General features: G+C 36.0%; 10 protein-coding genes. 4 read left to right on the top strand and 6 right to left on the bottom strand.

What is annotated here, in order from left to right; translation table 11 throughout:
- Positions 1–52: 52 nt before the first annotated feature.
- Complete coding sequence (locus EGI24_RS03935) at positions 53–952, top strand: sugar phosphate nucleotidyltransferase (protein WP_255047017.1); 900 nt, start codon at positions 53–55, stop codon at positions 950–952.
- A gap of 7 nt (positions 953–959) precedes the next feature.
- Here the strand turns inward: EGI24_RS03935 and EGI24_RS03940 are convergent, their stop codons facing one another.
- From EGI24_RS03940 to lysA, 3 genes are read right to left on the bottom strand one after another with little or no spacing between them, the layout of a single operon-like run.
- On the bottom strand, positions 960–1,973 hold the full coding sequence (locus tag EGI24_RS03940; protein WP_255047018.1) for a Gfo/Idh/MocA family oxidoreductase: 1,014 nt from the start codon (positions 1,971–1,973) through the stop codon (positions 960–962).
- Between the two features lie 4 nt (positions 1,974–1,977).
- Positions 1,978–3,180, bottom strand: a complete 1,203-nt coding sequence (locus EGI24_RS03945; RefSeq protein ID WP_409035467.1) for an acyl-CoA dehydrogenase family protein — start codon at positions 3,178–3,180, stop codon at positions 1,978–1,980.
- A 3-nt stretch (positions 3,181–3,183) separates the two neighbouring features.
- Positions 3,184–4,419 (bottom strand): diaminopimelate decarboxylase, encoded by a 1,236-nt coding sequence (gene lysA / locus EGI24_RS03950; RefSeq protein ID WP_255047020.1) that lies wholly within the window; start codon positions 4,417–4,419, stop codon positions 3,184–3,186.
- Positions 4,420–4,577: 158 nt separating this feature from the next.
- Here lysA and EGI24_RS03955 point away from each other — a divergent pair, with 158 nt between their 5' ends.
- From EGI24_RS03955 to ctlX, 3 genes are read left to right on the top strand one after another with little or no spacing between them, the layout of a single operon-like run.
- Complete coding sequence (locus EGI24_RS03955) at positions 4,578–5,909, top strand: alkaline phosphatase (protein ID WP_255047021.1); 1,332 nt, start codon at positions 4,578–4,580, stop codon at positions 5,907–5,909.
- Positions 5,910–5,915: 6 nt separating this feature from the next.
- Positions 5,916–7,352 (top strand): arginine deiminase family protein, encoded by a 1,437-nt coding sequence (locus EGI24_RS03960; RefSeq protein WP_255047022.1) that lies wholly within the window; start codon positions 5,916–5,918, stop codon positions 7,350–7,352.
- A gap of 4 nt (positions 7,353–7,356) precedes the next feature.
- On the top strand, positions 7,357–8,274 hold the full coding sequence (gene ctlX, locus EGI24_RS03965) for a citrulline utilization hydrolase CtlX (RefSeq protein ID WP_255047023.1): 918 nt from the start codon (positions 7,357–7,359) through the stop codon (positions 8,272–8,274).
- Between the two features lie 75 nt (positions 8,275–8,349).
- On the opposite strand, the gene EGI24_RS03970 is transcribed toward ctlX, so the two are convergent.
- The 3 genes from EGI24_RS03970 to EGI24_RS03980 are packed head-to-tail and all read right to left on the bottom strand — an operon-like array spanning position 8,350 to position 13,044.
- Positions 8,350–10,749 carry a TonB-dependent receptor gene (locus EGI24_RS03970; RefSeq protein WP_255047024.1) on the bottom strand — a complete coding sequence of 800 codons (2,400 nt, stop codon included), beginning with the start codon at positions 10,747–10,749 and terminating at the stop codon, positions 8,350–8,352.
- Between the two features lie 7 nt (positions 10,750–10,756).
- A complete protein-coding gene (locus EGI24_RS03975) occupies positions 10,757–11,863 on the bottom strand; it encodes a DUF4249 domain-containing protein (RefSeq protein ID WP_255047025.1) in 1,107 nt (368 codons plus the stop codon).
- Positions 11,864–11,907: 44 nt separating this feature from the next.
- A complete protein-coding gene (locus tag EGI24_RS03980) occupies positions 11,908–13,044 on the bottom strand; it encodes a DUF4249 domain-containing protein (protein WP_255047026.1) in 1,137 nt (378 codons plus the stop codon).
- Positions 13,045–13,152 lie beyond the last annotated feature (108 nt).

A 13,152-nucleotide genomic window follows, 5' to 3' on the forward strand; every position in this document is an offset into this window, starting at 1 on the left:
AGAATTTCTTTAGAAATATTTAAATATAACTATTTTTGCAAAAAAAAGATAAATGAAACCTACACTATTGATTTTAGCGGCTGGTATGGGAAGTCGTTATGGAGGCATAAAACAGATTGACCCTTTTGGACCAAACGGAGAAACTATAATTGATTACTCACTATATGATGCTATACGTTCTGGATTTGGAAAAGTTGTATTTATTATTCGTGAGGAACTTAAAGAAGACTTTATCAGACTTTTTGGTCCAAAATTAGAAGGAAAAATAGCATATGATTTTGCTATTCAAGGATTCCAAAGTTATGTTCCAGCAGATTTATCGGGTGTTAAGCGTGAAAAACCTTGGGGTACTGGTCATGCTGTTTTATGTGCTTGGGAACAAACAGAGACACCTTTTGCAGTAATAAATGCAGATGATTTCTATGGCTTTGAAGCTTTCAAGACTATGGCAGATTTTTTAAGTAGCAATATTGACGATGCCATGCATGCCATGATAGGCTATCAAATAAAAAATACACTTTCTGAAAACGGTACAGTTTCAAGAGGAGTATGTGTAACTACTCCCGAGGGTCTTTTGATAAATGTGACCGAACGGACTAAAATAATTAAGCAAGAAAATGGTGAAATTGCATTTCTTGACGAAGGAGATCCAGTAATATTGGGAGAAAACACCCCTGTTTCGATGAATTTCTGGGGTTTTATGCCGAGTGTTTTTCCAGAAATAAAAGCTTTGTTTGAGACCTATGCCAGAGAAAATTTTGATGCTCCCAAAGCAGAATTTTATATTCCTAAAGTTATGAGTTATTTGATTGATACTGAAAAAGGAAATTGTAAAGTCTTCGAGAGTGCTTCTGATTGGTTCGGAGTAACTTATCCAGAAGATAAAGATATGGTTATAAGCCAATTGAATAGACTAATTAGCGAAGGGAAATATCCAAACAAATTGTGGTAAGCCGAGATTAATTCTCGGCTTTTTTTATTTTCTCGATAATATTTATTTGTTCTAAAATCTGCTCCGGCTTAATAATCGGTTCAGCATTATTTGTAATTACATCGGCCAAATTATCAAATAAATGACCCCAGTTTCCACCTTTGGTTTCCACTTTTCCAGAAATTTCGACACCATTGATGTTTGTTTTGACGGAACCATCCATCGCTTTTAGTTCGAATCCAAATCCAGCCTGATTTGGCCATAACCCAGCAACCAAGTGGTCTTCTTGAATATCCAATCCGTATTTTGTGTAGGTACCTAGTGTACCGTTTATGACATATTTAGGTCCTTGGTCTTTTACCATCAAACTCGATTTTAGTGTAACTCTGAGTTTTCCATAATCTAAAATTATGTCAAATGCGTCATCAATTTCAGAGCCTGCTCTTTGGGTAAAGACTTCTCCAAATACTTTGTTTGGTTTTCCAAAAAGATAAATAGATTGGTCAATTAAATGTGAACCCAAATCATAAAGAATTCCATTGGCTGGTGCCACAACTTCTTTCCATTTTTTTGCATTCAAAATTGGCTTATATCTGTCAAAATGAGCCTCATACGAAATTATTTCACCCAAAACTCCTGATTCAATTACGCTTTTGACGGTCATAAAGTCTGAATCAAACCTGCGGTTTTGGAAAACACAAATTTTGAGATTCAATGCTTCGGCTAATCTAAAAAGTTCTTCAGCCTCATCAAGATGAGCGGTAATAGGTTTCTCTATCAGAATATTTTTGCCTGCCTCCAAGCATTTTTTGGCATATTCGAAATGCGTATTACTTGGAGAACAAATTGAAATCAAATGAATGCTTGTGTCTTCCAAGAGCGTTTCGTAAGTGTCCACTCTTTGCGTTTCTGGAAATAAATGCTTGGGTATTTCCTGTGAAGTAACGATACTTTTTAAATTGAAATTTGGATTGGTTTGAAAAAAAGGAGCTTGTAGGTATTTACCAGAAAGTCCGAAACCAATGAGGCCTACATTTATCATAATTTTATTTAAAAGATTGAATACCAGTTATTTCGTTTCCTAAAATCAATAGATGAATGTCATGCGTGCCTTCGTAAGTTACCACAGACTCCAAGTTCATCATGTGTCGCATTACTGAGAATTCTCCAGTAATACCGTTTCCTCCAAGAATTTGTCTTGCTTCTCTCGCAATTTCCAATGCCATTTGTACATTATTTCGTTTGGCCAATGAGATTTGGGCGGTTGTGGCTTTACCCTGACTTTTATTTTGACCAAGTTTCCAAACCAGCAATTGTGCTTTCGTAATTTCTGTCAACATTTCAGCCAATTTCTTTTGAATCAGCTGAAATGCTGCTATGGGTTTTCCAAATTGAACTCTTTCCGCCGCATATTTTCTAGCTGTTTCATAACAGTCCATAGCTGCTCCTAATGCACCCCATGCAATACCGAATCTGGCATTGTCCAAACAAGCTAAAGGGGCTTTTAATCCATCGGCTTCAGGCAAAATATTCGACTTTGGAACTCTTACATCGTTAAAAACCAATTCACCAGTAGCACTTGCTCTCAAAGACCATTTATTGTGAATTTCTGGTGCAGTGAAACCAGGCATCCCCTTTTCTACAATTAAACCTTTAATTCTGCCTGCTTCATTTTTTGCCCAAACTACAGCAATATCGGCATATGGAGCGTTTGAAATCCACATTTTGGATCCATTCAAAATTACATCATCGCCATCTTCCTTAAAGTTGGTCACCATTCCGCTTGGATTGGAGCCATGGTCGGGTTCGGTCAATCCAAAACAACCCAAAAACTCTCCTGAAGCGAGTTTGGGTAAGAATTTCAATTTTTGTTCTTCAGAGCCAAATTTGAAAATAGGAAACATGACCAAAGAACCTTGAACTGATGCTGTAGATCGGATTCCCGAATCGCAGCGTTCTAATTCCTGCATCATGAGTCCGTATGAAGTGTAATCTGTACCCATACCTCCATATAGCTCTGGAATAGTTGGGCCAAATACACCCATTTCGCCCATTTTTTTCACCAAATAGTACGGAAACTGGGCACTTTGGGCCGCATCCTCAATTATGGGAGAAATATCTTTTTTTACAAAATCTCGAACCGATGAACGAATCATTTTTTGTTCATCAGTCAATAAATCATCTACACCATAAAAATCTGGTGATTCAAATTCGTCTTTTTTGTGAGAAATTTTAAAATTGTACTCCATCATTTAAAAGTCCACGAGGACTTGGTTTGTTAATATGTCTTGAATTGTTTCTCTTTTCCGTACCAAATGAGCCTTATTTTCGTAAATCAAAACCTCAGCAGGTCTAAAACGAGCATTGTAATTGGAAGCCATAGTGAATCCATAAGCTCCTGCATTTTTAATCGCCAATATGTCACCCTCTGAAGCCTCTGGTAGCTCTCTTTCCTTAGCAATATCGTCTGTTTCGCAGATATATCCCACCACATCATACATTTTTTTTGGAGACGTTGCTGGTTGTGAAACATTAACAATATCATGAAATGCGTCGTACATCATGGGTCTTATGAGGTGATTAAGTCCTGTATTCAATCCCAATAGCGTTTTTGTAGGATTTTCTTTTACCACATTAATTTGAGCAAACAAATAACCACTTTCGCTTACCAAATATTTACCCGGCTCAAACCAAAGCTCTAAGTCTCTACCATATATTTGACAAAATTCCTTGAAAGAAGCACTTATTTTTTCTCCCAAATCTTTCATATCTGTTTCTGTGTCTCCTTTTTTGTAGGCGACTTTAAATCCACCACCAAAATCAAGGTATTTTAAGTTTGGGAAATCCATCGCAAATTCAAAAATCACTTTGGCAACGTTCACAAAAGTTTTTCCATCTTTTATGTCTGAACCGGTGTGTTGGTGTATTCCGACAATGTTCAAGTCATATTTTTTGATTAAATCCAGAATTGCCGGCTTTTGTTCAATCGCGATTCCAAATTTGGATTCCTTATGTCCAGTACTTATTTTCAAGTTTCCGCCGCCTTCAATATTCGGTCTTATTCTTATCAAAACTGGAACCGAATTACCATATTTTTGTCCAAACTTCTCTAAAGATGAAAGATTATCAATGTTTATTAAGACATTTTCGGCCACACACTCTTCTATTTCATCAAAAGAAACACCGCTAGAGGTGTAAGTGATTTGACGTGGAGAAAATCCTGCTTTCAATGCAATGGCCATTTCTTGAGGAGACACCACATCAATATCGACCCCCAATTTATTCATCAATTTAAGTACAGAAATATTCGTATTGGCCTTACAAGCATATTTTATTTTCATTTTAACGCCACTAAAGGCCTCTTTCAATGCATTGACTTTTTCTTCTATTTTAGCTCCATCATATACATAAAGCGGCGTGCCAAAATTCTGACAAAGTTCTAACACATCTTGATTTTGAATAAAATACCTATCTTCTCTAACAGTCATTAATATTTTTTTTCTGCAAAAATAAGTTTTAAAACCTAAATAGAATAAGTATAATCTAACATATTTCGGTACGATATGATATTTATTGAATTCTTAATTTTAGGATATTGAAGATTAGAAAAGGAATGTATAAATTGCAGATGTATTAAAATCAACAAATGAAAAAACAAGCCACAGTTCTCTTAGTAGTAATTATAGGATTTATTTCGAATATTCAAGCACAGATTAAATCGGGACCAATGCTGGGATATTCAGAAATGAGAGAGGTTTTGCTTTGGATTCAGACTGAAAAGGCTGATTTTGTTAAGTTTTCCTATTGGGATAAAGAGGCCCCAGCTGTAAAATATTTTACAGACGAAATTCAAACAAAAAAAGACAATGCCTTTGTAGCGAAATTAATCGCAGACCAAGTTTTACCAGGAAAAAAATATGGATATGAAGTTTGGATAAACAAAAAGCCCATTAAGGCATTACATGTTCAAGAATTTCAAACACAAACGCTCTGGCAATACAGATTTGATCCTCCAGCTTTCAAATTTGCCTTGGGAAGCTGCACATATACCAATGAGGAGCGTTTTGACAGACCTGGAATCCCTTACGGGAAAAGTACTTCCATTTTCACCAAAATTTATGACCAAAAGCCGAATTTTATGGTTTGGGGTGGTGATAACATCTATTTGAGAGAGGTAGACTGGAACACCAAAACGGGTGTGAATCATCGTTATTCAGAATTTAAGAAAGTTAAAGAACTTCAGCCTCTTTGGGCAAATGTTCACCATTACGCCATTTGGGACGATCATGATTTCGGGCCAAATGATGCCGACAGAAGCTTTTTTGGGAAAAACACCACCCTGGAGGCTTTCAAGAATTTCTGGGGAAATCCGAACTATGTTTTTGAAAATGAAGGAATCACCGGTTCCTTTTTATGGGAGGATTGTCAGTTTTTCTTAATGGACGATCGGTATTTCAGGGCTCCTAATGATTTGATAGATTCTACGAAAGATTATTATGGTGAAAAACAACTAAATTGGCTAATCGATGCATTGAGTGCTTCTGCAGCCCCATTTAAGTTTGTTATAACAGGTGGACAAGTGGTAAATGAAGCAGCCGTTTCCGAAAATATGGCCACGTATCCAGTAGAAAGAAAAAAGCTTTTTGATAAACTAATTGAAAACAAAATATCGGGTGTGATTTTCGTTTCGGGGGATAGACACCATACCAACCTTCAAAAATTGGAAAGAAACGGGACTTACCCATTGTATGATTTGACAATTTCTCCGCTGACTTCGAGTGCGGGCAAACCAGCAGATGTTGAACTGAAAGGTAATACTATTATTCAAGGAACTGAGTTATACAATTCACAAGCTTTTAGCATTATGGAAGTTTCTGGAAAAAGAACAGACAGGGTACTGAAAATCAATGTTTTTGATGCAAACGGAGATAAAAAATGGGATTATGTCATCAATGCCAAAGACTTAAGGGCTAAATAATTTTTTATGGACAAGCAGATTTTTGTAGATTCAGAGATTTCAACGTTACAACGTTTAATAATTCATAGCCCAGACAGTGGTTTGGGAAAAGTAGTGCCATCCAAAGCCCAAGATTGGTTGTTTGAGGACATTATTCACCTCGATACCATGCGTAGAAAGGAGTACGATTACTATGTTAAACTACTTTTGTTTTTTTTAGATCCAGAAAAAATAGTCAACCAAGATATATCCGATCCAAAACGAGAGTTTTTCAAACCTAATTCAAAGGGTTATTTTAATTCAGAAAAAGTAATTGATTTTGAAAAGCTGTTGGCTGATGTCTTGAATATTGAAGAGGTAAAAGTACAGTTGGTGGCGGCCGTAAGTGCCATAGAGGAATGTTCATACCTCGAAATGAAGCGTTTTTTGACATTCACCAGTGTTGAACTGTCTAAAGTATTGATTACTGGCATTACCGATTCTGGAGAAATGTTCTTCCCCCCCATTCCGAATTTGATTTTCACGAGAGATATCGGAATTGTAATCAATGATCATATTCTATTGAACAAACCTGCAAGAAGAGCGAGGTCTCGAGAATCTTTATTGGCCAAATATATCTTCTTTAATCATCCGTTATTTATTAATTTGACTGGTAAAATCATAGAAATTGAAGAGGATGAGGAGCATTTTCTTTTACCAGAAGATCAAGGAAAAAGGATTGATACCCTAGAAGGTGGGGACGTGATGATGGTGGCTCCCAATCATTTGTTGATAGGTATAAGCGAAAGAACAACTGTTGAAGCCGCCCGACAGGTTATAGACAAGCTTTTTGCCAAAAACATAGTCAAAAAAATATCGCTTATAAAAATTCCTGCTAAGCGGGACTATATGCACATAGATACAATCTTCACCCAAATTAAACGAAACGTTTGGGTTCTGTTGGGTTCACTAGCTCGCACTAAAGAGACGGCTGAAAATGAGAAAGTTTGGGACGAACTGGGCCAAAGAGTAACGCACGAAGACATTATAATAAAGCAGTTTTATAAAGAAGGTGACAAGATACTGAGTAGAGATTTTGATAATTTGGAAGAACTTTTGAAATATATTTCCGAAATTGATTTGAAATGTACAGAAACTGTAAATTTTATATATTCAGGCAACAATGTTTTTCCATTTGGAGCAAGAGAGCAATGGACTGATTCATGTAACTTATTGGTACTAAAAGAAGGTGTAGCTGTAGGCTATGACCGAAACGATAAAACGAGTGAGGCTTTTAGAGAATATGGATTCAAGACTATTTATGCAGTTGAACTTGTAAATCAACTTGAGCAAGGCAAAGTAAAAGTTGAAGATATTAAAGACACCATAATATTGCTTCCTTCCTCGGAACTTTCAAGAGCCAGAGGTGGGTCGCATTGCATGAGTATGCCACTTCAAAGAATTGCTTATCAACCTAAAAATTAGAATCATGCAAGAACAAATCACCTCCAATGTGTTAATGATAAGGCCGGTTAATTTTAATTTCAATGAGCAAACGGCCGAATCTAACAAGTTTCAAAACAAAGGAACTGACGAAAACATTAATTTTTCGGCACAAGTGGCGTTCGATCAATTTGTGTATCAGCTGGAACTAAGGGGAATTAACGTAATGGTAATTGAGGATACTCCCGAACCATTTACGCCAGACAGTATTTTCCCGAACAATTGGATATCGATGCACCACTCGGGTAAGGTTGTACTTTATCCAATGGAAGCTCCAAACCGCAGAGAGGAAAGAAGAAGAGATATTCTTGATAAAATAAAGCAGAAATATGACTTGAATGTGGTCTTGGATTTCACGCATTTTGAGGAAGAAAATAAGTTTTTAGAAGGAACAGGCAGCTTAGTTTTGGATAGAATGCATCGCATAGCTTTTGCCTGTATTTCGTCAAGAACAAACCCTGATGTTTTGGCTGCATGGAAAAAACAAATGAATTATGATTTGGTAACTTTCAATGCTTTTGACCAAAACCAGCATCCCATATATCATACTAATGTGGTTATGTGTATGGGTGATACTTTTTGTGTTATTTGCCTCGAATCCATTTCTGATTTAGATGAACGGCTCTTAATAAAACAAAAACTGGAAAGTTTGGGCAAAGAAGTTATTGAAATAAGTCTCGGTCAAATGAATGAATTTGCGGGAAATATGCTTCTTCTGAAAAACAAAGCCGAAAAGAAGTTCCTTGTGATGTCAGACCGAGCATTTAAGTCATTAACCAAATATCAGATTGAAATTTTGGAAGATTATGCTGAGATTATTCATCCTGATTTGGGCATAATAGAAACTTATGGCGGTGGCTCAGCCAGGTGTATGATTGCAGAAATTCATTTGCCAGAAATTTAAAAAATACAATTAATCATAAATGCAAAAAGCCCTTTCTAATAATATTGAAAGGGCTTTTTCTCTTTAATTTATTGCTTATTGAAATTTAAAATTATAAGATAATGAAATAATTGGAGCTCCAAATACTGTTAACTTATTCGCTTTTATGGCCGTTCCTTGATTTTTTAAGAAAACAGAGTAAGCGTTCTTTCTTCCGTAAAGATTATACACAGTAAATGTCCAATTTCCTTTCCATCGTTTGGTTTCGTCCATACTTGGATTGTAGATATTCCAAGAAAAATCCAATCTGTGATAATCCGGAATTCTTGCATTGTTTCTCAAAGAATAGAACGGGTAAGTTCTGTCTTGATATAAAATAAAACCTTGTGGCATCGTGAATGGTCGGCCGGTGCTGTAAGTAAAATTAAATGAGAAATCGTGGTGCTTGCCTTGATTTATAACCATCGTGGCATTTGCTGAATGAGGTCTATCATAGTTAGCAGTATACCAGTTTCCTTGATTAATCTGAAGTGATGGACCGAATCCTTCATCTACTTTATTAAAGCTTCTAGAATAGGTATAATTTAACCAGCCGGTTAATTCCCCTTTTTTCTTTGAAATCATAAATTCCAAACCATAAGATTTGTTTTTTCCTTGAAGCAACTGACTTTCCGGATATTCTTGTAAAAGGAAATCTGCACCAGGCTTATAGTCAACAATGTTGTTGGTTTGTCGCCAATAGGCTTCAATGGAATATTCATAAATATTGTCAGTTAATTCTTGGAAATATCCCAAAGTATAAAGACTGCTGATTTGAGGTTTGATGTATAAATCCGAAGTTTTCCATCTTGACGTTGGCAGCGGAGTGGTGGTATTGGTAATCACCTGTAAGTATTGCCGCATCAAATTATAGCCAAACTTCAAGGATTTTCTTTTATCTAATTGATATCGCATACCTACCCTTGGTTCAAAACCACCGTAAGCCTGCTGAACCACACCATTATTAATAAAAACGGTATCCAAAAGGGCAATTTCTTCTCTCGGAAAACCTTCTTGGTATGTCCGGTAAGAGCCAGGACCCATATTAAAAAACTGAGAATATCTTACCCCAGCAGTCATTACAAATTTCTTGCTAAATTCTATCTCATCCTCAATATAAGCACCTAATTCGTAAGCGTTTTCTTGCTGAGTTATAACTCTTCTGATGTTTGGGTTGCTACCGGGATCCAATTCACCTGGGTTGATATTGTATTTGATTCCATCCAATCCAACCTCTAGTTTATGTTTTCCTTTGAAATAATTGAGGTTAGTTTTTACTTGCTTATAGTCAATCCCCGATTTGATTTTTACCTTATTGGTAGAATTTAATTCAGGCAAAATGGTGGTTGGGGCATAATTTGAGGAGATGAATTTTGTCTGAAAATTAAGATTGTTAGTGATGGCATAAAACCAATTCAACGTATTGTTGATAGTTCTGTATTGATATTGGGTGTTGGTTGAATTTATTTCATTTATTGAGCCCAATATTTCGGTTTGAAAAAAGTCAGTACTGTAATACGTACTCAGTGTAAATGTATTTTTGTTGTTGGGTCTAAAGAATATTTTTGAAGAACCATCACCAAACTTAGCCTTGATGTTGTCTAATTTTTTTGAAGCCAACGGAAGTAAAAAATCATTAAAAGCACCACGTCCTGAAATTGAAATTCCCAATTTATCTTTAATGATAGGCATGTCTAATTTAACCCTATTCGATACCAAGCTAATTCCACCAGACATTTTGAATTTGTCAAGACTTGGATTGGCCAAAGTTACATCCAAAACTGCAGCCGCTCTACCGCCAAATCTCGTGGGGACGTTTCCTTTGTACAAATCAAAACTTGAAACCGCCTCGGAAGGAAATGCCGAAAATAAACCGAACATGTGGGTGGGATTAAAAATGGGTGCATCATCAAGCAAAATAAGATTTTGATCTGTTGCTCCTCCCCTGATATTCACACCGTTTGCGGCTTCACCCACACTAGTAACTCCAGGTAACATTTGCAATCCACGTAATATGTCAATTTCACCCAAAGCCGACGGTATTTTATTTAAAGTTTTTATGCTAAGAGAATTAACACCCAAAATTGGTCTCTTGATATTTGTTTCTTGATTTTTACTGCTAACAATCACTTCTTCTAAATCATTTGAGACAAGGAGAAGTTTGATATCAAGCGTAATGTCTTTGTTGTTTGTTAGGGTAATTCTCCATGGTTTATAACCAACAAACTTAACGGTAATAACATTTTCTTTTTTTGTAGCCACAAGGCTAAAATTTCCTTTTTTGTCGGTTATGGCATTGTTATCTCCATAATTGAGATTGACATTTGCACCAGAAAGAGGTTCATTTGTTAACGAATCAGAAACCTGCCCAGAAATTGTAAAAAAACCTTGGCTAGCCGCTTCATTTTTTGCAAAAAAGACTAAAATGACAAACAAAAACGTAAATATTTTTTTCATAAAATTTTTATAAAGGCCAGCCTTCAGGTTTTAATGGGGTTCTTGTATTGGTTATAACACATGGTGCAAAAGGCGGCCGAGAGCCATCAGCTGATGCCGGTTCATAATTTTCTTTTCTCCCTAACATATAATATTGTTGAGTACCTTTGGCATCTAATCTATCTATCCAAATTCTTTTTATTTTTGAGTTGCCAACCATAAAATAACCACCAACTGTTTCTTTGTTATCGTTGATGTTTTTGACATTACCAATAAGTGCCGCTGGAGGTGCATCTACCAAAGTTCCGCTATTTTGAGACTGATTGGCAAGTATTTTTAAATATTGAAATGCTGAAGGTGAAACGGTCTGTTGTTTTATTTCTATTAAAAAACCATTTTCTTGATAAAAAGGCACACTGGCAACCAGTCTATTTTTTATTTCTTTTCCCTGAGAAAAAGCATCACTCATAACATTCAGATCTTGCGAATAATATATTTCCCAACAATTTCCTTGGCAAAGATAATCGTATTCAACGCCAGCCTCAGCCAAAGCAGTGACTGGGCTACACTTGCCTAGCGGTGCTGGTGAACTCAAAAATATTCCTCCAGAACACGTTTTGCAAATGGTTTGTTTTTCATATAATTTCCAATTCCACATAAAATTATCACCAGGTTCCACAGGGTCTTTAGTGTCTATGTAAATTAAGTGTGCACCTATACTGTTTTCACCTAATTTTATGCCTTTAGGGTCAAATTTTACGGTATAACCCGTTATTTCAGGCGTTGCACGCATCAACTCTTCTGTTGATTCATACACTTTACCATCTTTTAAAATGATTTTTAGTTTATACTTGCTGCCTACTAATGCTTTAAATCCCAATGGCAAATAATAGTACCCATTTTCTCTATATATGCAATCTATTTGGTCTTTACCGTCTTTTATTATACTCACTTTAGCTCCAGTTTCATTGGCATATCGTATGTTGCCTGTTGAAGATGGGATAAATTTCTTCACCGTAATAAACTGGTCATTCGTGGCGTCGTCAATGGTTCCATCTATGATTAATATAGTCTCAGTCGTTACAACCTCTAAGTTATACGGCTCTACGCAGGCAATAAAAACTGCTAGCGACACAAGAAATACTATTTTGGATTTTATATATTTCAATTCTGTAATAATTAGTCTATCCAGCCTATTGGCTTAATTTTAGTTCGATTTTCACCCTCTATGCATGGAGCAAAAGGCGGCCTTGAAGTATCATTGCCCATAGGCTCAGGAGTTACCTGCCTTCCTTTAAATAATCCAACTGCACTCACGCTAGTAAAACTTTCATTCCTCTGTATTACAAAAGTTTTGGAGGTTTTACTGCTCACCATAAATATTCCACCTACTGCTTCTGATTTATTACTGGTATTTTTAACATTCCCTATCAAACCAGCAGGGGGAGTGTCGGCCAAACTACCGTTTCTTTGCGTTTGGTTGACCATAATATTGAAGTATTCAAATGCAGATTTTGAAATGGAATACTGCTGGATATCTATAAGTGCATTTCGATATTGAAAAAATGGGATATTGGCCACCAAACGTCCTTTTATAGTTTGTCCATTTGCATAGTTGTCGGTCATTACGTTTATCTCCTCATTATATATAATATCCCAACAGTTCGAAACGCACAAATAATCATAGGTAACTCCCCTTCTTGCTAGGTTTGCGTCATCAACGCATCTGCCGAGTGGAGCAGGTGTGGTAAAATATCTACCGCCGTTGCAGCTGGCACAATAACTCTGCTTTTCGTAAAGTCTATACTGCCACAAATAATATTGACCTTTGGTTTCAGAATCTTTCGTATCTATGAATATCCTATGCCCATCAACTTTTCTATCTAAATAGTCAATTCCTTTTTCAACAAACTGAGAATAAATTTTTTCGATTGGTGAAGTTGGTGAAGTAGTCTCAACACTAGACTCATAAGTGGAACCCTCCATAACTATTCTCAATTGATATGGCGTGTTTGTTTTTGTTTTGAAGCCCTTAGGTAATTGATATTTGCCCTCAGATACATAATTGCATTCATAAAAAGTAGTTTTACCTTCTATCAACTGCACCTTGGCATTTTGTATATCTCGGTAAACTATATTATTAGGCTCTGGAATATTCTTTTTTATAATTACATATTGGAGAGAATCGTAATCATTAATGTCTGCCTCTATGAACAATATTTCCTTTTGACTTCCAAAGTTTAAATCATAGGGCTCTACACATGCAAATACCACCAATCCAACCGCTGCCAATAATAATTTAATCCTATATTTCATCAAAATGTTTAAAGATCTCAAATCTACTGAATTTGAGCCAAAACTGCATATTATATTCTGAAAAGTATCAATATCTGCATATATAATGAAAGAATGTGTAGATAATAC

This window comes from Lacihabitans sp. CS3-21 (genome assembly GCF_024343675.1).
In the GTDB taxonomy this organism is placed as follows: Bacteria; Bacteroidota; Bacteroidia; order Cytophagales; family Spirosomataceae; genus Leadbetterella.

Coding starts and splice junctions, on each gene's coding strand:
- EGI24_RS03970 (WP_255047024.1), bottom strand. CDS start 10,749: ATGAAAAAAATATTTACGTTTTTGTTTGTCATTTTAGTCTTTTTTGCA.
- EGI24_RS03980 (WP_255047026.1), bottom strand. CDS start 13,044: ATGAAATATAGGATTAAATTATTATTGGCAGCGGTTGGATTGGTGGTA.
- EGI24_RS03945 (WP_409035467.1), bottom strand. CDS start 3,180: ATGGAGTACAATTTTAAAATTTCTCACAAAAAAGACGAATTTGAATCA.
- ctlX (WP_255047023.1), top strand. CDS start 7,357: ATGCAAGAACAAATCACCTCCAATGTGTTAATGATAAGGCCGGTTAAT.
- EGI24_RS03935 (WP_255047017.1), top strand. CDS start 53: ATGAAACCTACACTATTGATTTTAGCGGCTGGTATGGGAAGTCGTTAT.
- lysA (WP_255047020.1), bottom strand. CDS start 4,419: ATGACTGTTAGAGAAGATAGGTATTTTATTCAAAATCAAGATGTGTTA.
- EGI24_RS03940 (WP_255047018.1), bottom strand. CDS start 1,973: ATGATAAATGTAGGCCTCATTGGTTTCGGACTTTCTGGTAAATACCTA.
- EGI24_RS03955 (WP_255047021.1), top strand. CDS start 4,578: ATGAAAAAACAAGCCACAGTTCTCTTAGTAGTAATTATAGGATTTATT.
- EGI24_RS03960 (WP_255047022.1), top strand. CDS start 5,916: ATGGACAAGCAGATTTTTGTAGATTCAGAGATTTCAACGTTACAACGT.